The 19,695-nt window shown below is 50.7% G+C and carries 23 protein-coding genes; 18 read left to right on the top strand and 5 right to left on the bottom strand.

Going from position 1 to position 19,695, the window contains the following annotated elements:
* Positions 1 to 99: 99 nt before the first annotated feature.
* The 3 genes from B1A75_RS16210 (at position 100) to B1A75_RS16200 (ending at position 1,688) form a co-directional block, all read left to right on the top strand.
* Positions 100 to 717, top strand: a complete 618-nt coding sequence (locus tag B1A75_RS16210) for a cyclase family protein (protein ID WP_074044366.1) — start codon at positions 100 to 102, stop codon at positions 715 to 717.
* A 242-nt stretch (positions 718 to 959) separates the two neighbouring features.
* Complete coding sequence (locus tag B1A75_RS16205; RefSeq protein WP_074044365.1) at positions 960 to 1,271, top strand: AbrB/MazE/SpoVT family DNA-binding domain-containing protein; 312 nt, start codon at positions 960 to 962, stop codon at positions 1,269 to 1,271.
* Positions 1,272 to 1,688: a type II toxin-antitoxin system VapC family toxin gene (locus B1A75_RS16200; RefSeq protein ID WP_025948590.1), complete on the top strand. Its 417-nt coding sequence runs from the start codon at positions 1,272 to 1,274 to the stop codon at positions 1,686 to 1,688. It begins immediately after the preceding gene.
* Positions 1,689 to 1,731: 43 nt separating this feature from the next.
* Here the strand turns inward: B1A75_RS16200 and B1A75_RS16195 are convergent, their stop codons facing one another.
* From B1A75_RS16195 to B1A75_RS20395, 4 genes are all read right to left on the bottom strand, one after another.
* A complete protein-coding gene (locus B1A75_RS16195) occupies positions 1,732 to 3,099 on the bottom strand; it encodes a glycoside hydrolase family 1 protein (RefSeq protein WP_074044363.1) in 1,368 nt (455 codons plus the stop codon).
* 319 nt (positions 3,100 to 3,418) lie between these two features.
* On the bottom strand, positions 3,419 to 4,585 hold the full coding sequence (locus tag B1A75_RS16190) for a transposase (protein WP_254866649.1): 1,167 nt from the start codon (positions 4,583 to 4,585) through the stop codon (positions 3,419 to 3,421).
* 4 nt (positions 4,586 to 4,589) lie between these two features.
* Positions 4,590 to 4,988 carry an IS200/IS605 family transposase gene (gene tnpA / locus B1A75_RS16185; RefSeq protein WP_074043122.1) on the bottom strand — a complete coding sequence of 133 codons (399 nt, stop codon included), beginning with the start codon at positions 4,986 to 4,988 and terminating at the stop codon, positions 4,590 to 4,592.
* A 322-nt stretch (positions 4,989 to 5,310) separates the two neighbouring features.
* Positions 5,311 to 5,454 carry a hypothetical protein gene (locus B1A75_RS20395; protein ID WP_239691193.1) on the bottom strand — a complete coding sequence of 48 codons (144 nt, stop codon included), beginning with the start codon at positions 5,452 to 5,454 and terminating at the stop codon, positions 5,311 to 5,313.
* Positions 5,455 to 6,111: 657 nt separating this feature from the next.
* On the opposite strand from B1A75_RS20395, the gene B1A75_RS16175 reads away from it, so the two are divergent.
* From B1A75_RS16175 to B1A75_RS16105, 15 genes are all read left to right on the top strand, one after another.
* Complete coding sequence (locus B1A75_RS16175; RefSeq protein WP_079936516.1) at positions 6,112 to 7,503, top strand: ATP-dependent helicase ComFA; 1,392 nt, start codon at positions 6,112 to 6,114, stop codon at positions 7,501 to 7,503.
* Positions 7,500 to 8,192: a ComF family protein gene (locus B1A75_RS16170; protein WP_074043120.1), complete on the top strand. Its 693-nt coding sequence runs from the start codon at positions 7,500 to 7,502 to the stop codon at positions 8,190 to 8,192. The genes B1A75_RS16175 and B1A75_RS16170 overlap by 4 nt, the downstream gene beginning before the upstream one ends.
* Positions 8,193 to 8,261: 69 nt before the next feature.
* A complete protein-coding gene (locus B1A75_RS16165) occupies positions 8,262 to 9,971 on the top strand; it encodes a hypothetical protein (RefSeq protein WP_139761750.1) in 1,710 nt (569 codons plus the stop codon).
* On the top strand, positions 9,968 to 10,231 hold the full coding sequence (locus B1A75_RS16160; protein WP_079936514.1) for a hypothetical protein: 264 nt from the start codon (positions 9,968 to 9,970) through the stop codon (positions 10,229 to 10,231). The genes B1A75_RS16165 and B1A75_RS16160 overlap by 4 nt, the downstream gene beginning before the upstream one ends.
* Positions 10,218 to 10,658 carry a YaaR family protein gene (locus B1A75_RS16155; RefSeq protein WP_079936513.1) on the top strand — a complete coding sequence of 147 codons (441 nt, stop codon included), beginning with the start codon at positions 10,218 to 10,220 and terminating at the stop codon, positions 10,656 to 10,658. Before B1A75_RS16160 ends, B1A75_RS16155 begins: the two co-directional genes overlap by 14 nt.
* Positions 10,659 to 10,682: 24 nt before the next feature.
* Complete coding sequence (locus B1A75_RS16150) at positions 10,683 to 11,093, top strand: TIGR03826 family flagellar region protein (RefSeq protein WP_079936512.1); 411 nt, start codon at positions 10,683 to 10,685, stop codon at positions 11,091 to 11,093.
* A 68-nt stretch (positions 11,094 to 11,161) separates the two neighbouring features.
* Complete coding sequence (gene flgM / locus B1A75_RS16145) at positions 11,162 to 11,431, top strand: flagellar biosynthesis anti-sigma factor FlgM (protein ID WP_079936511.1); 270 nt, start codon at positions 11,162 to 11,164, stop codon at positions 11,429 to 11,431.
* Positions 11,428 to 11,955: a flagellar protein FlgN gene (locus B1A75_RS16140; protein WP_079936510.1), complete on the top strand. Its 528-nt coding sequence runs from the start codon at positions 11,428 to 11,430 to the stop codon at positions 11,953 to 11,955. Before flgM ends, B1A75_RS16140 begins: the two co-directional genes overlap by 4 nt.
* A 121-nt stretch (positions 11,956 to 12,076) precedes the next feature.
* Positions 12,077 to 13,618 (top strand): flagellar hook-associated protein FlgK, encoded by a 1,542-nt coding sequence (flgK, locus tag B1A75_RS16135; RefSeq protein WP_079936509.1) that lies wholly within the window; start codon positions 12,077 to 12,079, stop codon positions 13,616 to 13,618.
* Positions 13,619 to 13,628: 10 nt separating this feature from the next.
* The gene (gene flgL, locus B1A75_RS16130) at positions 13,629 to 14,528 is read left to right on the top strand and encodes a flagellar hook-associated protein FlgL (protein ID WP_079936521.1); all 900 of its coding nucleotides are present in this window, start codon (positions 13,629 to 13,631) and stop codon (positions 14,526 to 14,528) included.
* A gap of 20 nt (positions 14,529 to 14,548) precedes the next feature.
* Positions 14,549 to 15,103, top strand: a complete 555-nt coding sequence (locus tag B1A75_RS16125) for a DUF6470 family protein (protein ID WP_079936508.1) — start codon at positions 14,549 to 14,551, stop codon at positions 15,101 to 15,103.
* Positions 15,104 to 15,124: 21 nt separating this feature from the next.
* Positions 15,125 to 15,559, top strand: coding sequence for a flagellar assembly protein FliW (gene fliW, locus B1A75_RS16120; RefSeq protein WP_079936507.1), 435 nt, complete (start codon positions 15,125 to 15,127; stop codon positions 15,557 to 15,559).
* Positions 15,560 to 15,572: 13 nt separating this feature from the next.
* Positions 15,573 to 15,812: a carbon storage regulator CsrA gene (gene csrA / locus B1A75_RS16115; protein ID WP_079936506.1), complete on the top strand. Its 240-nt coding sequence runs from the start codon at positions 15,573 to 15,575 to the stop codon at positions 15,810 to 15,812.
* A 191-nt stretch (positions 15,813 to 16,003) separates the two neighbouring features.
* A complete protein-coding gene (gene hag / locus B1A75_RS16110; protein ID WP_044736558.1) occupies positions 16,004 to 16,849 on the top strand; it encodes a flagellin Hag in 846 nt (281 codons plus the stop codon).
* Between the two features lie 117 nt (positions 16,850 to 16,966).
* Positions 16,967 to 18,892, top strand: a complete 1,926-nt coding sequence (locus tag B1A75_RS16105) for a glycosyltransferase (RefSeq protein WP_079936505.1) — start codon at positions 16,967 to 16,969, stop codon at positions 18,890 to 18,892.
* Between the two features lie 564 nt (positions 18,893 to 19,456).
* Here the strand turns inward: B1A75_RS16105 and B1A75_RS16100 are convergent.
* Positions 19,457 to 19,695, bottom strand: a 239-nt coding sequence (locus B1A75_RS16100; protein ID WP_139761748.1) for an IS66 family transposase, incomplete at its 5' end; no start/stop codon positions are given.

Raw genomic sequence — 19,695 nt, 5'->3', positions numbered from 1 at the left:
AGACGCGATGGCCCGCCTGTTGCGCCCATCGCGTCCTCTTTGACAAACCAACATGGGGCGCTTGCCCCTTTATCCCTCATGCAAAGGAGCGAATGAACGATGAAGGTGTATGACGTCACCGCCCCGATTTACGAAGGCATGCCGGTATACAAAAACAAACCGGAAAAACAGCCGAAACGCACCACCGTCACAAACGGCTATGTGACCGAATCGCGCATTGACATGGACGTGCACACCGGCACGCACATTGACGCGCCCCTCCATATGGTCGAAGGCGGGGCGACGTTTGAAACGATTCCATTGAACGACCTCGTCGGCCCGTGCAAGCTGTTCGATTTGACGCATGTCAACGACCGGATCACGAAAGACGATATCGCCCACCTTGACATTCAAGAAGGCGACTTCGTTTTGTTCAAAACGAAAAATTCGTTTGAGGATGCGTTCCATTTCGAGTTTATTTTCGTCGCCGAAGACGCGGCCCGTTATTTGGCCGGCAAACGGATCCGCGGCGTCGGCATCGACGCCCTTGGCATCGAGCGGGCGCAAGAAGGCCACCCAACCCATAAAACGCTGTTTGGCGCCGGTGTCATCGTCATCGAAGGGCTGCGGCTGAAAGACGTCCCCGAAGGCCGCTATTTCATGGTCGCCGCTCCGCTCAAACTCGTCGGCACCGACGCCGCCCCGGCGCGCGTCTTGCTGTTTGACCGCGAGCCGTGAAAACAGCTGGTCCCTTGATGGGACCGGCTTTTTTATCATTCCAAACCGAGAAGCCCCCCTCTTCCACGCATGAGCGTAGGTAGGAGAGCGTTCAACGTCCATTCTCATCATTGTTGTTGTCCCCCACACAACTTCTTACTACACCAAAAATAATATGATTTTCAATGATTGATTAAACATACAAATAAGACATATAATAAAAGTAAGTATGAAAAGTGTTTAGGAAGGAGCGAAACGCACCAATGGAGAAAATGAATGTTTCGGATCAACCATCGCCGATCGTCATGAAAGCGACAAGCAAGCTGTCCAGCCGAGGGCAAGTGGTCATTCCTGCTGAAATCCGGAAAACATTAGGCCTCACCGAAGGCGATGATCTGACGTTTATTGTCAACCAAGATGGAGAAATAAAAGTGGAAGTCACGAAGAAATATCGCTTGTCACAATTAATCGGCATTCTCAAAACCAATCAGCCGTTCCGCCCCGTTGAGGAAATCCGAGATGAAGTATATCGTACGATGGGAGCAAAAGAATTGAAAGACGGGGAGGAAAACTAAGTGGCTCGCAAGCTGTGGATTGACACAAATGTCGTGATTCGAATCATGACCGGCCATCCCCAAGAGCTTGCGGAAGAAGTTGGGGACATGTTGCAGAAAGTAGAAGCAGGAGAATTGATTTTGCGCCTTAATCCGCTCGTCGTCGCAGAATGTTGCTGGGTGCTGGCCTCCGTCTATCAAGCATCGCCGTCCGACATTTCCGCCGCCTTATTAAAGTTTACCAACGGGATCGGGATCGAAACAGAGGAAAAAGATGTTGTGCAACAGGCGCTTCGAGATTATGGCGAGAAAAAGGTGGATTTCATTGACGCGTATATCGCCGCTCATGCAAAAGCGAATCCCCCAGAAGATGTCGTTACTTGGGACAAACATTTTAAACGATTGAACATTCGCCACGGTCGCCCTAAAGACTGGTAAAAAGGCGGGGGCTTCCCCGCCTCTTTTGAAACTCGTTCTTGCTTTACAGCTCTTCCCCGTTCGTGCGAATGACGCGCTGGAACCAATAAAAACTTTTTTTCTTATAGCGCTTCAAATCGCGCAAGTTCTCGTCGTCGCGGTTGACGAAAATGACGCCGTAGCGCTTGCGCATCTCCCCTTGCGAGCTTAACAGATCCGTCGCCCCCCACATCAAATAGCCGATCACCTCGACCCCTTCTTCCATGGCCATCTTCATTTGTTCGATATGGCGGCGCAAATAGTCGATCCGCTCATCATCTTCGACCGTGCCGTCCTCATTCAGCTCCTCCTCAAGCCCGATGCCGTTTTCGGTGATGAAAATCGGCATTTCGTAACGGGCGTACACGTCTTTTAAGGCAATCCGCAAACCGATCGGATCGATCGCCCAGCCCCATTTCGTCTTTGGCAAATAGGGATTCGGTTCAAGCCCTTTGATGATCCGCTCATCCTGTTCCTGATGGCGGACGATTTGGCTTTGATAGTAGCTGAACGACAAAAAGTCGACCGTCTGCGAACGGAGCAACTCCTCATCCCCCGCTTCGAGCGGCAGGCAGATTCCTTTTTTCTCAAGCCGGTTGGTCACATAACGCGGATAGGCGCCGCGGGCGAACACATCAAAGAAGAAATCAATGAACAGCTCTTTCGCCTGCACGTTGGCGAGGGCATCTTCCGGCCGGCATGTCGCCGGATACGTCGTCAAATACGTCACCATCCCGCCGATCTTCGCCTCGGGAGCGATTTCGCGCAGCGCCTTCACGGCTTTCGCGTGGGCGATGAACACATTATGACAGACGCGGTAGGCAAACGCTTCCGGGTCTTCGTCTTCCGGGCAGATCGCCCCCCATAAATGCGGTTGTTCGAGCACTAAATTTTGTTCGTTGAACGTCAGCCAATAGTTCACTTTCCCGCGGTAACGCTCAAATATGGTGCGCGCGTACCGCTCAAACAAGTCGACGACTTTCCTTGAAGCAAAGCCGTTGTACGTTTTCGCCAACGCCAGCGGCAAATCAAAATGGTACAGCGTAATGACCGGCTCGATGCCGTTCGCTCTCAATTCATCAAACACGGCGTCATAAAACGCCAAGCCCGCTTCATTCGGCTCCCCTTCCCCGTCCGGAAAAATGCGCGTCCAAGCGATGCTCGTCCGGTAGGCGGTAAAGCCGAGCTCCTTGAACAAAGCGATGTCTTCTTTGTAGCGATGGTAAAAATCGACCGCCACTTTCCAATCGGAATGCCCTTTTGGAATCGGGCGCGCATCAACGATCGACAGCCCTTTGCCGCCTTCGTTCCACGCCCCTTCCGTCTGAAACGACGTCACCGCCCCGCCCCATAAAAAGTCGTCGGGGATGATCGATTTTCGTTGTGATGGCACGGCAAATCCCTCCTATGTGCGAACGGACAATGATTCGCTGATTCGAAAACATAGCACGTTGACTTTCAGGCGTTATTTTCATTATGACATAGTTGCTTTTTTCAGAACAAGCCAGGAAAAGGGGCAAGATCGGTCAAAACATGGCAGGTGATAAAATAGGGATGCTCCCCTTTAGGACATCCCTTTACCTGCACGGCAAAATGAGTACCACTATAACTATTTGAAATTGTGTTTTACACTTCTCAGCCACGTATTGTAGAGAATTGTTTTGACACTCCACACGCCTAAAGGGCGTGGGATTCTTGGGTCGTTTGCGCCCTCATCCATTTCTGGTTCGGACAACGCCCAAGTTCGGGGGTGTGTCATCACCCCGTCCCATCGGGTTAAGATGTACCCCAATGGGCGGCGCACCTGTGACCAGTGCGCTAGGTTCGGCGCTCAAGCCCGAAATCGCTTTGGCGATGTTGATGGCGCCATTCAAGTCGGCATGAATCGTATATCCGCATTTTTTGCATTGGAAGTGGATGCCGTTTCGGTTCGCTTTCTCCCGATGCCCGCATCGGCATGTTTGGCTTGTATAGGTCGGCTTCACCCACTCCACCCGAATGCCCGCCATTTCCGCTTTATAGGCAATCATCGTTTGCAGTTGATGAAACGCCCAAGAGTGAAGGCTTCGTCCTGCTTCTTTGGCCGATGTTGCCCGCTTTCGAATCCCCGTCAACTCTTCCATGCGAATCACGCCAACACCGTTGGCGAGGGCAAAACGGACGATTTGACGGCTGATTTTATGGTTTATATCCTTCATCCAGCGGGACTCTTTACGGCCGATTTTGCGAATCATATGGAGCTTCTTGGCTTTGCCCAACTTTCGACGCAAAGCCGCATATCGTCGGCGAATGAAAGCGCATTGGCTGCCCTTGAAAAACAACGATTTCGTTCCAACGCTGGCAACGGCAATATAGCGAAGTCCCAAATCAACGCCCATTGCCTTGGTTTCTTCCCGTTGTTGGACTTCAACTGTGATCGCAACAGCCAAGCACCATTTCTTTCTCTTTTTGTAGAGCTTGGCTGCCCCTTGTTTGACGGTTCCATCGAGCAGCCGATTCAGCCATGCTTCTTGATAGGGRCGCGTGACCACYGGCACGCCAATTCGCTTCTCCAGTGTGGGGAATGAAACGGTGTAGAACTCTCCTTTCTTTTCAACCTTTACGTTTTGATTGTTAAAGCAACACCATAATGTTCGAAACTTCTTTGTTTTCTGGTTTTTCTTTTGGGACTTCACTTCTCGAATCGTCTGATTCGCGACGGCAGAAGGAAACYGCTGCGACGAAAACTCTTTAAATAGTTTGCTCGTCGCTTGATTCAGCTCGGGATGATTCAACAGCCAATTCGCAAACGCTGTATTCACTTCTGTCATCCGTTCATACATGTCTTGTTTGACTTTCGTTGGTTTGTGCAGTTCCAGCCTTAGTGTGATSGTSGGCATGGATTCACCCCCTTTTCTTTTGAGATTCCACATAGCGTTTTATTGTTTCACTTGATACATTCTCTGCTGTACTAACGAAGAAAGAGCGTGTCCAAAGACTAGGCAAATGAGACAAGTGTTTAAATTCCTGTCTTAATCGTCTGGAAGTCACTCCTTTCACTCTTGCCATAATATCTGATGGAGAATCAGAAGGGAGGCAATTCAAGAACAAATGGCAATGATCAGGCATCACTTCCATAGCAAGGATGACCCAATCATTCTCTTGGCAAATTTCTTCTACTAACTGCTTGAATCGCTCTTCCACTCTGCCTACTAACACCTTTCTTCGATAACGCGGACAGAAAACAAAATGATAGTTAATCAAAGATACAGTTGTTTTCGTTCTTCGATATTCTTGTTCCATATTATTAATTGTATCAGTTTAATGGTTATACTGCAACACTTAAAGATAAAAATGGTTGCTCTAAGTAATCCTATTAAGGGATTACCGAGCAACGCCGTCTTTCATCCCACGATTGAAACCGTGGGCTTTCAGACGGCTTTTTCTGTAAGCCGAGCGCAAGGAGGAGCGGTCCGCTCCGCCTTGCGCGGCGGCGGATTCTCGTTTCCGCTGTATGGTCGATCAAGATGTTTCAGTCTTCCCGTTTGGCGTTCATGGGACGAAATGATCCGAATGAGTTTTTGGCCATGTGGATGCTATTCATATAAGATTTTTCCCGATTTCCTCATCCAACTTCGATGCACTTGCCATTCTCCTTCGGCTGTATTCTCCATAACTGCCCGCAGCTGACGAATTCATCCGTGACAAACATAAGAGCGAGAAAGCCCATTCCTTTAGGTGTGTGGAATGTCAAATTCGTCAGCTGCATCGTCTTCTTCTCCTCTCTCCGCTTTATGAAACGGACCGGAGATGTGGGGCTGGCCGAACTTGTCGAACCGTTTTCCTTTCCTGAAAAATTTGTCGTTATTTCCCTGGGAATGTTGTCGAAACGCATGATCGCTCGCCTCCATGGCTCCTGGCGAATCTTTGCTGGCGTCATGTTTCGCCGCATTCATTTCTTTCGAAGGCCGATATGTCGTGAAAAAGACGGTCAAACTCACATTTCGCACCCTGAATAAAAATTCAAAATAAGCCTGATTTGAGTGAATAAAAATTAGTTATTTTACAATATTTGTATAAAAATTTATTTTTATGCGAATATTTTGGTTATTTTTTGTATATTATGCAAAGGTTGCGAAATATGAGGTCAAACCACATCCTTATTCCATTTGGAAAGGCCTTTTCATCTCCACTTTCTTTTCTGATCGAATGCTGCCGTTTTGTGCATGGCGTCCATTTTTTATCACCTTTCTAACTTTTTAAGAAAAAGAATGCCGTCAGATCGCTCTTCCTGTACCTTTATGCGCTTCAAGCCTCTCAACTTGGGGAGAGGGTGTTTTCCATGGCGTTTTTGCCGCGTCATCTGCTCTTTTTGCCTCCCAGCTAGGGAACGTGCTTTTCATACTTTCAAAAGGAGTGATGCTTCTTGTGCATCCAACGACCATCTTGTGTTCCACACCTCGTTTCATGGTTGAACGGCCAGCGCCTCCCACGCGAACAACTGCCGTTTTCTGATGAAGAAATCAAAGCCGCGGTGCAAGCCAGTTGGGTTCACGAACAGCCCGGCCTCATCAAAACATCAAGCGGCTGGCGCTGTATGCGCTGCGGGAATGAAGACGCGCGTCTTTTTGCATCGTTTCCATGCGCCCGCTGTGGGACGGATTGCTGCTATTGCCGCAAATGTTTGACGATGGGTCGCATCAGCTCCTGCACCCGCCTTGTGCACGTGACGATGTCGCTTCCGTCCGAGCGGCACGAGGCGCCGCTTGTTTGGGATGGGACGCTGTCCGCCGCTCAGGAGGATGCCGCTATGGCTGTCAAACAGGCAGTGCTCGATCGAAGCGAACTGCTCGTTTGGGCCGTATGCGGCGCAGGGAAAACCGAGATTTTGTTTCCCGCCATCGCCGCCGCGCTCGAGAAGGGCTGGCGCGTTGGTCTCGCCACACCACGGACCGATGTCGTCCGCGAGCTCGCTCCCCGCTTTCGCCAGGCGTTCCCGCGCGTTCCGCTCGCTGTTTGGCACGGCGGAAGCGAAGAGCGCGGGCGGATCGCTTCCTTGGTCCTCTCAACCACCCACCAGTTGCTGCGGGCTTACCGCGTCTTTGACGTCATGATCGTGGATGAAGTCGATGCCTTTCCATATTCAGCTGAGCCGATGCTCGAATACGCCGTCAGTCAAGCGCGGAAAGAACAGTCGAGCCTCATTTATTTAACCGCCACTCCATCCCGCGCTTGGCAGCTTGACATTGCGCGCGGCAAGCGGCAAGCCGCCGTCATCCCCGCCCGCTACCACGGCCATCCGCTTCCCGTCCCCGTGTTCGAATGGTGCGGCAATTGGCGCAAACGGTTAGAGCGCGGCCGCTTGCCCGAAAACGTCCTTGCGTGGGTTCTCCATCGTTTGGCGCAGGGAAAACAGGCGTTTTTGTTCGTTCCTCATATCGATGAGCTTGAAGCTGTCACCCGCCTCTTGCAGCGCGTCGATCCCCGCATCGTCGGCGTTCATGCCGAAGCCCCAGACAGAGCCGAGCACGTTCAGGCATTTCGCGATGGGCGCGTGCCGCTGTTGGTGACAACGACGATCCTTGAACGGGGAGTGACGGTGCCGAACATCGATGTCGCTGTTCTCGGCGCCGAAGACCGCATCTTCACGGAAAGCGCTCTCGTGCAAATCGCCGGCCGCGTTGGCCGCCACGCCGCATTTCCGGATGGCGATGTCCGCTTTTTCCATCACGGGAAAACGAACGAGATGGTGCGGGCGCGCCGCCATATCCTCCGGATGAATGAAGAAGCGAAGAAAAGGGGGCTGTTGCGCCCATGAACTGCCTTCTTTGCCATTCTCCGTACAACCCGATCGCGAGCTGGCGCCAGCTTCTTTTCCTCGAAGACCTTGACGTCCTTTGCCCGCGCTGCCGCGGGTTGTTCAAACTCATTGACGGCCGCCTTTGCGAGATGTGCGGCCGCCCGCTTGAGGAAGCCAAGCCATCGCTGTGCGCCGACTGCCTACGGTGGCAGGAAGATGAACAGTGGGGGAGGGTGCTCGTGAAAAACCGATCCGTGTATATATACAACGACTGGATGAAAGAAGTCGTCGCCTTATGGAAATTCCGCGGCGACTATGTCATCGTCGAGGCATTCCGCCGTCCGTTTTCCCAAGCGTTTCGCCGACATTTCGGCCGCGATTGGCACATCGTCCCGATCCCGCTGAGCCCCGAACGGCTGTATGAGCGCGGCTTCAACCAAGCGGAAGCGCTCGCCCGCCTGCTTCCGTTTCCGTGTTTTCCTTGGCTTTCTCGCAAGCATTCCGAAAAACAATCGAAAAAATCGCGCCGCGAGCGGCTGGAGACCGACAACCCGTTTTTTCTCTCCGGCCATCCGCCGATAAATGGGAAGCGAATCGTTCTCATCGATGACATTTACACGACGGGCATCACCGTCCGCCACGCCGCCCGCGTCTTGCTTGAGGCGGGGGCGGCCGAGGTGGGGGCGTTGACGCTCATTCGCGCGTAACAGTGTAAACATTGGAAGCCTACGTGCCGATATAAACAGTAGGAGAACAAAGAGCGAGGAAGAATAATGATGCGTATTCGTCACGATCAACTATCCAATGAGATCGCCGCACCGGCTGTTTCATTGCAGCCGGGGAGCGTGCAGATGGCGGTAATGAAAGAAAGGTTCAACGATCAAGAGGCCGTGGTCGCCATCGGCCAACAGGATGTACGCGTCCGCTTTGTGGATGGCGTCCCAAGCGACCGTTCGTTTATGGTGCGGCTTGTGAAGCAAGAAGGTGGAACTTGGATGGCGCAAGCGGTGCCACTATCGTCTATAGGGCGGTTTCTGCCATCTTCGTTGGACGATGGAATCGATTCATGGCTGTCGGCCCGTGGCATTCGCCTGACCGAAAAGGAAAAAGAAGCCGTTCGTCGTTTTTGGGAGACGGAAGGCGGCTCGATAAAGCAAAAACAGGAAACCGTCGCTGCTTTGGCGGCGAAACAGCTCGAGGTGACCGAGACGCATTTGCGCCTAGCGCATGAAGCGCTCCATGGCCCGCCGCTCGGAGACCTGTTGGCGCCGTTGCTGACGAAAACGGAACCGGAAGAAACCCATGAAGCAAAAGCGGCGCCTGTTCGTGAACAAACGGAGCGATTGGAAGGTTCGCGCGCGTATGCGGTTGCATCGGAGCTGGTTCTTCCGACGGCAGAGGCCCGGACGTTTGCCGTGACGGTAGTGACGGAAAAAATGGTGCAACTCGTGCACGATTTTCGTGTTTGGCAGCGTGATATGGTCCGTCAGCTCGAACAATTTGCGCATGCCGCTGCCCACCAGGCGACAGAGCGGGCCAAGCCGCTTGTTGAGTCGCTCATTCATTCACTCGACCGCATGCTGTTGCACGGGGAATGGTTGTTGTTTACTGACATGAAAACGGAAACGAAGTTGCTTGAGGCGGGGGCGAAATTGGCAGAAGCGAAACGCGGCCTTGCTGAAGGAAAGACGGACGAAGCCGCCAAGACGGCGCGTGAAGTGAAAGCGTTGTTGGAGTCACTCCGCTTTCAGCCATCTGAACAAAAAGTACAGCGGTTTTTCATGGAATCGGAAGCGTGGCAGGGCGCCGAGCCGCGCGAGCAGCGGCTGTCGCGCCTTCTGAAACATGTGGCCCAAGCGCCCAACGATGGCGCATTATCGGCGAGAGGAGTCTTTGAATCGCTGCGCCGCCTCGGCTTTTTCCATGAACAAGAGACCGCCCGTGCGCTCTTGAGCGGAGAGCGATTACAGCCGGTCGAGAATTTGAAGGCGATGCTGCTGTCATGGGTTGAGGAAGGAACGGCTCCCGCGCAGGCGGAACGGCTGTTAATCAGTCTTACCGGCCAACAGCTGCTCAGTAAATTTGTTGCTGACGGACACACTCAAACCGTGTTGTACCAGTGGCCGCTCCCGTTTCATGGTGGGATGGCCACCGTGCATGTGCACGTCAACGCCCGCAACGATGGCGGCCAACTCGATTGGCAAAACTGCCGCCTATACTTTTTGTTGGACACAAATCAAGGCAAAGTCGGCATTTCCTTGCAGGCGGTCGAACGACAGCTGTCCTTGACGGTGGAAACGGAGCATGAGCGGTTGGCGGCGGTGTTGCAGTCATGTGCAGCGACAGTCAAAGACCATTTGGAACAGATCGGCTATCGGGTGCAACGCCTCACCTTCCAACCAATGAACGCCCAAGGCCAAGAGCCAGGGGCGACAGACAGAGCGAAGACGGAAAACGAAACGAGCCGGTGGGAGTGGACGATATGAACGGCCATCGTTACGTCCCTGTTTTCACATCGTATGAGCAACATCTTGGCCGACAGCCGCGGCAGCTTGCTGAAGAGGTGGCTGACAAGGCGGGGCGGGCGGGCATTCCGCTGCCCCGTGACCGGGAGTTGCTGAAACAGCTGGCCGATCCAGTGCCGCGCGTCCCGCCGCAGCTTTACGCTGTGATCGGGGAAGTTTTAAAATGGATTCAGAAGCTTGATGAACAAGACGGTAGGAGCGAAGAAGATGGAGATCAATAAAATTGTCAACACCTCATCGGTTCCAGCCGGCAAAAAAGCGGCGGCTTCTTTGTCGCCATCCGTATCCTTTGCCGAGCTGGCCGCCAGTCAGCGGGAAAAGCTGCGAAACGAGCGGCTGAGGCAGCTGGCGGATGAAATCGAACAGCAAGGAAAAAAACTGGCCGAATCGCGGACGGTTGACGATTTGCGGCGGTATAAACAGCTCGTCAAGCAATTGCTCGATGAAGCCGTGAACCACGGGTTGAAACTGACGGAGCAGTACGGGTTTCATTGGAGCGGCCGCTCCCGCGTCTATCATATCGTCAAAACAGTCGACCAAAAACTGTTGGACGTCACGAACGCGGTGCTCGAGCAAGAACGGCCGAGGATTGATTTGTTGCAGGCGTTGGGGGAAATTCAAGGACTGATTGTCAATTTGTATACGTAATGGGCACATTGGGAGGGGAGAATGATGAACTTAGAAAATTGCCCGGTTTGCGGCCGTCTGTTTGTCCGCTCGCCGTTTCGCGATATTTGCCCGTCTTGTTATGAAGAAGAAGAGCGGCAATTTCAAATCGTGGCTCAATTTTTGCGACGCCGTGAAAATCGGCTGGCGACGATGGAGCAAATTGTCGAGGCGACAGGGGTGCCTGAAGCGTTGCTGATCAAATTCATCAAAAGCGGCCGCTTAACCTTGGCGCAGTTGCCGAATTTAGGCTATCCGTGCGACCGCTGCGGCAAGCTGATCCGCGAAGGCAGAATGTGCGCCGACTGTTCCAAAGATTTGCAAGGGCAGCTGGAAATGGTGAAAAAAGAAGAAGAACAGAAGAAAAAACAGGTGTTTCGCACGTATTACACCGACAAAGAGCGAAATGGCCGCTAAACAAATGAACGGATTGACCGATAATAGTAGTAAGACAACAACGTGCGGAACGGATAGGAGGAATCGCAGTGAGAATCGATAACCGGTTTTCGATTGGCGTTCATCCGTACCGTCAGTACTCGGGCGCCCCACAAGGAAAAACAGGGCAAACCGGGCGGCGGGATCGCGTCGAAATTTCCGAGGCGGCAAAAGAGCTGCAACAACGCTCCACTTGGGCCGCCGAGCGGGAAGAGAAAGTGCGCCGGTTGAAAGAACAAATCGACAACGGAACGTATCAGATCGATGCCCGCGCCATTGCGGAGAAACTATACAAGTTCTATAAGGGCGATGGCCAATGAACACAAGGTTAGAGAATCGCCGAACCGATGATGAACAGCGTGCGCCGGCGCTGCAGCTGATGGCGCTCCTTGACCGGCACTTGGCGTTGCACCGGCATTTGCTTCAATTGGCCTATCAAAAAACGGACGTATTAAAACGAGGCGATACGGACGTTTTAATGTCGCTGATCCGCCAGGAACAAACCGATATCGCCGCCATCCAGCAGCTCGAGCGCGAGCGGGCACAACTCGTTGCCGCATGGTCTGACGATGGGAATCCGCCATCATTAGCGGATTGCCTGCCGAAAATAGGCGGGGAGGAGCGGCAAAAAGTCGAACAGTTGGCGAGCGAGTTGCTTGCCGTGATCAACGAGCTCCAGGCGGTCAACGAGCTGAATGGGCAGCTCATCCGCCAGTCGCTGCAATGGGTGACGCTGATGTTGGACCAATTGATGCCGCAGCCGCCCAACGTGAACTATACCGCGCCAAACCAATCAACGGGACAATATGGACGAAGCCGTTCGCTCTTTGATTCCAAAGCATAGCAGCGCAAGTCACTGACGGAAAATAAGGAGAGATCGATCCATCCAACAGCCGTCAAAACGAAACAGAGCCGCTAGGCAGAAAACAGCGGACAATCATTAGAAGATGAAAAGGAGGGGCACGATGGGATCGACGTTTCACGGGCTTGAAGTCGCCAAGCGCGGCATGGCCGTGCAGCAAATGGCGCTATACACGACCGGCCATAACATTGCCAACGCCAACACGCCCGGCTATTCGCGCCAGCGCGTCAATTTTGTCCAAAGCGAGCCGTACCCGCCGGCGTCCCTCAATCGCCCGCAAATTCCAGGACAGATGGGGACGGGGGTCGAGGCGGGCTCGATTGAGCGGGTGCGCGACCGCTTTTTTGACTGGCAATACCGCGGGGAAAACAACAAGCTTGGCTATTGGCAAGCCCAAGCCGATGCGTTAAAGAAAATGGAAGACATTATGAACGAACCGTCCGACAGCGGTTTATCCAAAACGATGGATCAATTTTGGCAGGCGCTCCAAGACTTGAGCGCAAACCCGGAAAATACAGGGGCCCGCTCGGTCGTACGCCAGCGCGGGTTGGCCGTTGTGGAGACGTTTCATTATTTGGCCGATTCGTTAACATCCATTCAAAACGATCTCGCCAATGAGATTCAAGTGACGGTCAAATCGATCAACTCGATCGCTGAGCAGTTGTATAAAATCAACCAGCAAATCGCCGAAGTCGAGCCCCACGGCTACTTGCCGAACGATTTGTACGATGAGCGCGACCGACTGCTCGATGAACTGTCCGCGCTCGTCAAAATCGAAGTCGAGCCGAAGCCAAGCGGCGGCAATGCGCTGAAAACAGCGGAGGGGTCTTATGATGTATATATTTTGGATGGCAACGGCCAGCGTCAGCTGCTGGTCAATGGCAACCAAGGATACCAGACGCTGTCCGTATCGCCGAGCGCCAGCTCCTCCCCGGAGATGCCGACCGGCCCGCTTACCGGACTTTCGCTTGGAGGCTCTTCCATCCCGTTTGTCGCCTCCGGCAAGTTGAAAGGGTTGATCGAGGCCTACGGATATGATGACGGAAGCGGTGTCAAGGGCATTTATCCCGATATGTTGAAAAAGCTCGATACGCTCGCGTATTCGTTCGCCAAACGGTTTAACGAAGTGCACCAAACAGGGTATACGCTCAGCCCGAGCAACCCGGGAGGGCTGTTTTTCAGCGATTTGACGCAAGTGGACGGGGCAGCGAAAGCGATCCAATTGTCATCCAATATTGATGATTTAAACAACATCGCCGCTTCATCGGCGCCGAACGAACCGGGGAACGGCTTAAACGCCATTCGTCTCGCCAATGTCAAAAACAGCAATTTTGCCAACCTGCAAGATCCGGCGCCGTCGGTCTCGTATCCGATCACAGCGGGCACGCTGCAGGCGTATTACGAAAGCATGATCGGCCAGCTGGCAGTCGACGCCCAACAGGCGAACCGCCTCGTCAACAACTCCGAAGTGCTCCGCCAGTCGGTGGAGGAACGGCGGCAGTCCGTCAGCGGGGTGTCGCTCGATGAGGAAATGACGAACATGATTCGGTTTCAGCACGCCTACAACGCGGCGGCGCGCACGATTACGACGATCGATGAAATGCTCGATAAAATCATTAACGGCATGGGAATTGTCGGAAGGTAGGTGAGTGATGATGCGCGTCACGCAATCGATGTTGACTCAAAATATGTTGCGCAACTTGAGCCAAAGCTATGAACGGCTCGGCAAAATTCAAGACCAGCTGTCCACCGGCAAAAAAATTGCCCGCCCGTCTGACGACCCGGTCGTGGCCATCAAAGGGATGGCGTACCGGACGAACTTAACTGAGGTGGAACAGTTTAAACGCAATTTCTCCGAAGCCCATAACTGGATCGATGCGTCCGACTCGGCGCTTAACGAAGCGACGCAAGTGCTCCAGCGCATTCGCGAGCTCGTCGTCCAGGCAAGCAACGATACGTATGAGCAATCGCAGCGCGGGCATATCGCGAAAGAGATCGATGAGCTAAAAAACCATTTAGTGTCCATTGCCAACACACAAATTGCGGGCAAATACATTTTCAATGGCACGGATACCCTTCGACCGCCGGTCAACTTGGACGACCCAGTGAACAAAGTGTCGACGAACACAGAACAAGTGAAAATCGAGCTGTTAAAAGGCATCCAGCTCCCGGTCAACGTGAATCCGACGCGTGTCTTTACATACAGCGCGACTCCAGGACAAGGGCTATTCAGCGATTTAGAAGCGCTTGTGAATGACTTGGAAGCTGGCAAGAGCGGCCAAGAGCTGAACGGTTATTTATCCTATATTGACAAGCACATCGACAACGTCTTGGCCGAGCGTGCCGAGCTTGGCGCGCGAAGCAACCGCCTTGAGCTGATGGAAGCGCGTGTCGATGAACAGGAAGTCATCGCCCAACAAATTTTGTCGGACAATGAAGACGCCGATATCGAACGGGTCATTACCGATTTGAAAACACAGGAAAGTGTGCACCGCGCCGCCCTCGGCGTCGGCGCCCGCATCATTCAGCCGACGCTGCTCGACTTTTTGCGCTAAGCGGATAGGGGGAGATGACGATGCAGCTGCCGCAGATCCGCTTGCAATCAACGATGGCGAAAATCGCCATCGAAACCGTTCCGGCGAAACTGGAAATCCAACAGCCGCCTGCCGAGTTGGAAATCGAGCAACCTCCGGCCCGACTCACGATCCGTACGACGCCGTCCAAGCTAACGATCGATCAGACAAAAGCGTGGGAAGACATGAACTTAGAACATATCTTCCGCCGCATCGAAAAGTTTGCTGAACAAGGATACAACGATTGGCTTGACGGGCTGGCCCGCGTCTCTCGCCAAGGCGACGAGCTCATGCGCATCGAGGACGGCGGCAACCCGATCGCCGAGCAGGCGAAAGAAAACAGCGAAACGCCGATGTACGAATTCAACATCGGCTGGGTGCCGTCCCCGTTCAGCGTTCACATATCCTATACCCCGGCGGATGTGGATATTCGCTTTGAGACACACAAACCGATCATCCGCGCCCGCACGCATCCGCCGGTTATTCGCTACACGCCGGGCGAGGTGGCGATCCGCCTCGCCCAGCGCCCGTCGCTTCACATTGACGTCGTCATTTGACGAAAATAGGAGGAACAAGGGATGAACATCGACACGAAATACCACGGAACGGTGGCGGTGAACGAGCAGGACATCGTCCACTTTCCCCACGGCTTGCCCGGATTCGCGGACGAGAAGCGGTTCGTCCTTCTTCCGCTCGCCGACACGCCGTTTGTCATCTTGCAGTCGGTGCAGACCCCTGCGCTTGGGTTTGTCCTGATTGAGCCGTTTTCGTACTTTCCAACATACGAATTTGAACTGGATGAAGCGACGGTCGAACAACTTGACATCGAAAGCGAACGCGACGTCGCGGTGTACGTGATCCTCACCGTCGCCGACCCGTTTCACGAGACGACGGCGAACTTGCAGGCGCCCGTTGTCATCAACGCCCGCAAGCGGTTCGGCAAGCAAGTCATCTTGACGAACACAACGTACAAAACAAAACATCGCCTCTTCCCGGAAAAAGTGGCGACGTAAAGGAGGCGGCCCGATGCTTGTCCTAACGCGCAAAATCAAAGAAGCGATCCAAATCGGCGATGACATCGAAATCACCGTCCTCGCCATCCAAGGCGACCAAGTGAAACTCGGCATCAACGCGCCAAAACACATCGACATCCACCGCAAAGAAGTGTATCTTGCCATCCAAGCGGAAAACAACGCCGCCTCCCAAGCGTCCGAAGCCTCGCTCGCTGAACTGACCGCCAAACTGAAACAATGGAACCCCCCGTAAACGGATCAGGCGCCCAAGCGGCGCTTTTTTTTGTCACCATCAACAAAAAATTTAAATTTCCCTATTAAACTTCCAAAAAACGCGCCGATATAAAAAGTGAGCGCGGCATGCGGCGAAAGGCGGCCGACTTTCGCCCTAGCCCCGCCATTCCACAAGGACGTGGAAAAAATCATTTCAAGGAGGAAGAGAACATGAGAATCAACCACAACATCGCGGCGTTGAACACGTATCGCCAACTGACGATCGGTCAAGGCGCCGCAGCGAAAAACATGGAAAAACTGTCTTCCGGTCTGCGCATTAACCGTGCGGGCGATGACGCAGCAGGCTTGGCCATCTCGGAAAAAATGAGAGGGCAAATTCGCGGGTTGGAGATGGCTTCCAAAAACTCCCAGGATGCAATAAGCCTCATCCAAACGGCAGAGGGGGCGTTGAACGAAACGCACTCGATTTTGCAGCGGATGCGGGAGTTGGCGGTTCAAGCGGCGAATGATACGAATAACGCTAATGACCGTACAGCGTTACAAAATGAAATGGACCAGCTGGCAAAAGAGATTAACCGTATTGCTAACAATACACAGTTTAACACGAAAGACTTGTTAAAAGGTGACTTTGCGACAACAGCTTTAACTTTCCAAGTGGGAGCGAATCAGGGACAAGTTATTGCATTGAACATCAATAATATGTCTGCTGCTTCTTTAGGAGTTGCCCTAACTTCTAGTGAAGCAGCAACCGGTTTAGATATTAGCTCTGCGTCTGCTAACTTTGCTAGTGTTATCGTCAGCATTGATGCTGCAATTCAAAAAGTATCTGACGAACGAGCAAAATTAGGTGCATATCAAAACCGTTTGGAACATACAATCAATAACTTAGGAACGTCCGCTGAAAACCTAACTGCTGCGGAATCACGCATACGTGATGTAGATATGGCGAAGGAAATGATGGAGTTTACAAAAAACAATATTCTCATGCAAGCTGCGCAAGCAATGTTGGCACAAGCCAATCAGCAGCCACAAGGAGTCCTACAGTTACTTCGTTAATTGGTTTACTCCTGCCTGTCAGTACGATCTGGCAGGCTTCTTTATAAAAAAGCTGTTTTATTATTTGTGGATTAACAGCTTTTTTATAAAGAACTTATTTTTTGGGAGTGTACAGTTATGAAGCCTTTTCTCTCGTTATGTATGATTGTAAAAAACGAAGAAAGTGTATTACGAAGATGTCTAGATTCAGTTCGGGGCATTGTCGATGAAATTATTATTGTTGATACGGGGTCAACTGATCGAACTAGAGAAATTGCTAGTGAATATACTGATTGGTTATTTGACTATAAATGGAACAATGATTTTGCTGAAGCAAGAAATTACGCCGCTTCTAAAGCGAGTGGAGAATGGATTTTAGTTCTGGATGCGGATGAATACGTTGATCCTTATAATTTAAAACAAGCAATTGAAGAAATTAAACGGCATAATAATCAATTTGATATATACGCTGTTAATATTGTAAACTTTACCGGACAGAATGGTGAGATTACTGTACAACACCAACATTCAAGAATATATAAAAATGATGGCACTATTCAATTTTATCGGGCTATTCATGAACAATTGAGAAAAAAGGATCGACAAGCTAATATAGGCTTAAGTTCTTTAATTATTTATCATTCTGGCTATCTTGTCGATACCGTCAAAACAAAGAATAAATATGAGCGAAATTTACCACTTGTTCAAAAAGAGTTGAATAGATTAACAAACAAAGGATTTGATTACTTTAACCTAGGCAATGAGCTTAAGAGACTTGGAAAGCCAAATGAAGCGTTAGATGCATACATTAGAGCCTATCAAAATAGACAGGAAGCAGTGTATGGTTGGGTGCCATTTTGCTTATGTAATATGGTTGATTGCTTAATGGAGCTTCATCGATATCATGATGCTCTAGACATTATTTATGATGCAGAATATATTTATGAGAATGTTGTTGATTTTGTTTTTTTAAAAGGAGAAATTTACCTGCAACAACATCGCTATGATGATGCAAAAAGTGTATTTATAGAAATTGTATCAAATAAACAACATTATAATGAAGTAGTGCGGAGTGTTGATTGTAGGGAATATTTCCCACACCGGAGATTAGGGAGAATTTACGAACTTGAGGGGAATTATGAGCAATCAGTTGTCCATTATATTAAGGCTCTCAATTTCAACCGTTTTTGTTTAGAATCGTTTATTCGTTTAGTTCAATTATTAAATAAATTCCACTCACAAAAAGAAATTTATGACTTTCTTTCTAAACAATTATTAACAGATAATAAATCGTTTATGCAAAAGATTCTCATTTTTTTTGTGAATCAAGGGTGGTTTGAATTATCACGTTCGCTTGCTCGTGATTACTTTCAAGAGCAACAGATCGTTCACCGGCTTATTGATTTAAAGCAGGATATTATGAACGGTGATGTGAGCAAGTATGAGAATGCAACTGAAATTGACTCTTCTTTGTTCTTGCATGGAGTCCATTTAGGTATTGTAGATTTAGCGGATTTATTAATTATGTATAAACATCTAAATGATAGTTTCGTTAAAAGATGTATTCAAGTCATTATAGCCTCTACTAATATTATGCCTATAGTAGAGCGTTTAGAAACGGGAGATTCTTCTCTTCGGATTGAAGAAGGAGTGTACTTATATGTGTTAGAAAAATCTCTTAAATTTCAAAAACAATCGTTAGTAAGGGAACTTTTAGATATGCGCCATGCCACTGGTAAAGGATTAGAAATTAAAATCGCTAGAATATTTTATGAAGCAGGGTATACAGAAGAAGCAATGTTGTTTTATAGACAAGTAAATAGTGACTGTTGGAGTGCGCAGGATTATGTTCACATTATTGAGAGATTATTATCACAAAGTAAATACCAGGAAGCTTATATAATGTCAAAAGAAGCGCTAAAGAGATTTCAGGATGATTTTCGCTTCTATAAGTATGTAATTTTGCTGGGGGATTCTACAAGTCCCTATTTACAGCAAGTAAAGTTGAATGCGTTTCAACGTTTTCCACAAAGTGAGTGGCTGCGAAAGCATATATCTATATAGATGCAACCAAAACATTTAACATATTCTTGACAGAAAAATCGCTTGTCCATTTTTCGACTGTCGAGGGCAAGCCTGTGGCTTACTCTCGTCACGCCAAAGCGAAAACGCGATCAAATGCCCGGGTAAGAGCTGCAAATGTTAAAGCTTCAAATTGCATCTATATAGAGGGCTGGTGATTTAACGAGAAACGCGGCGGCAAAATGCAGTTTTTCAAATAGACCTCCGTGACGAAAAAATTTCGTCGCCATCGGAAGGATGAAAACAACCTTCTATTCGAATGGTCTCCTTGCAGCTGGGGGCATGAGGTCGTGGTATCTCTGGTACGTCAAAGCCCGACAAATAGACGGACCCCAGCAGTCTCTGGTGTACCACGAAATGTCGTTCCCTTCAAGGGAAGCACGCAGGATAGAATGCTTGAACAAAGGCTGTTGCACCAGCTGCTTTTCAGAACCAAGCAGGGAGGGAGACCGATGCGCGTTTTGTATGAACGTATCTATTCAGCCCAGTACTAGCGAGATTTTCAGAATCCAGCACCAATAGGGCATTCCCAGTATCGAAAATGCCCTAGGAGGAATGGAGAATCGTTTGAAGAGGCTCTCCGCTTAGAAGTCTTTGCAACGATTCCCACACCGGCTTTCCGTGTTTTTGCAGGGTGGAAACGACGCTGCGGATGACACAGAAAGCCTCGGCATCGTCTTCCTGACGAAACGTTCCAGAGATTTTTTGTTTGACTTTCACCATCCGTAAATCGCGTTCGGCTTGGTTATKGTMAAACGGCACKTCTTTCTTTCGCAGGAAGAGAA

This window comes from Geobacillus sp. LEMMY01, assembly GCF_002042905.1.
Classification (GTDB): domain Bacteria; phylum Bacillota; class Bacilli; order Bacillales; family Anoxybacillaceae; genus Geobacillus; species Geobacillus proteiniphilus.
This window is presented reverse-complemented; position numbering and strand designations above follow the sequence as displayed.

Bases quoted from the DNA above. Each gene is read 5' to 3' on its own strand.
- B1A75_RS16210 (WP_074044366.1), top strand. From the start codon at position 100: ATGAAGGTGTATGACGTCACCGCCCCGATTTACGAAGGCATGCCGGTA.
- B1A75_RS16205 (WP_074044365.1), top strand. From the start codon at position 960: ATGGAGAAAATGAATGTTTCGGATCAACCATCGCCGATCGTCATGAAA.
- tnpA (WP_074043122.1), bottom strand. From the start codon at position 4,988: ATGGAACAAGAATATCGAAGAACGAAAACAACTGTATCTTTGATTAAC.
- B1A75_RS20395 (WP_239691193.1), bottom strand. From the start codon at position 5,454: ATGCAGCTGACGAATTTGACATTCCACACACCTAAAGGAATGGGCTTT.
- B1A75_RS16170 (WP_074043120.1), top strand. From the start codon at position 7,500: ATGAACTGCCTTCTTTGCCATTCTCCGTACAACCCGATCGCGAGCTGG.
- B1A75_RS16165 (WP_139761750.1), top strand. From the start codon at position 8,262: ATGCGTATTCGTCACGATCAACTATCCAATGAGATCGCCGCACCGGCT.
- B1A75_RS16160 (WP_079936514.1), top strand. From the start codon at position 9,968: ATGAACGGCCATCGTTACGTCCCTGTTTTCACATCGTATGAGCAACAT.
- B1A75_RS16155 (WP_079936513.1), top strand. From the start codon at position 10,218: ATGGAGATCAATAAAATTGTCAACACCTCATCGGTTCCAGCCGGCAAA.
- B1A75_RS16150 (WP_079936512.1), top strand. From the start codon at position 10,683: ATGAACTTAGAAAATTGCCCGGTTTGCGGCCGTCTGTTTGTCCGCTCG.
- B1A75_RS16140 (WP_079936510.1), top strand. From the start codon at position 11,428: ATGAACACAAGGTTAGAGAATCGCCGAACCGATGATGAACAGCGTGCG.
- flgK (WP_079936509.1), top strand. From the start codon at position 12,077: ATGGGATCGACGTTTCACGGGCTTGAAGTCGCCAAGCGCGGCATGGCC.
- flgL (WP_079936521.1), top strand. From the start codon at position 13,629: ATGCGCGTCACGCAATCGATGTTGACTCAAAATATGTTGCGCAACTTG.
- B1A75_RS16125 (WP_079936508.1), top strand. From the start codon at position 14,549: ATGCAGCTGCCGCAGATCCGCTTGCAATCAACGATGGCGAAAATCGCC.
- fliW (WP_079936507.1), top strand. From the start codon at position 15,125: ATGAACATCGACACGAAATACCACGGAACGGTGGCGGTGAACGAGCAG.
- csrA (WP_079936506.1), top strand. From the start codon at position 15,573: ATGCTTGTCCTAACGCGCAAAATCAAAGAAGCGATCCAAATCGGCGAT.
- hag (WP_044736558.1), top strand. From the start codon at position 16,004: ATGAGAATCAACCACAACATCGCGGCGTTGAACACGTATCGCCAACTG.
- B1A75_RS16105 (WP_079936505.1), top strand. From the start codon at position 16,967: ATGAAGCCTTTTCTCTCGTTATGTATGATTGTAAAAAACGAAGAAAGT.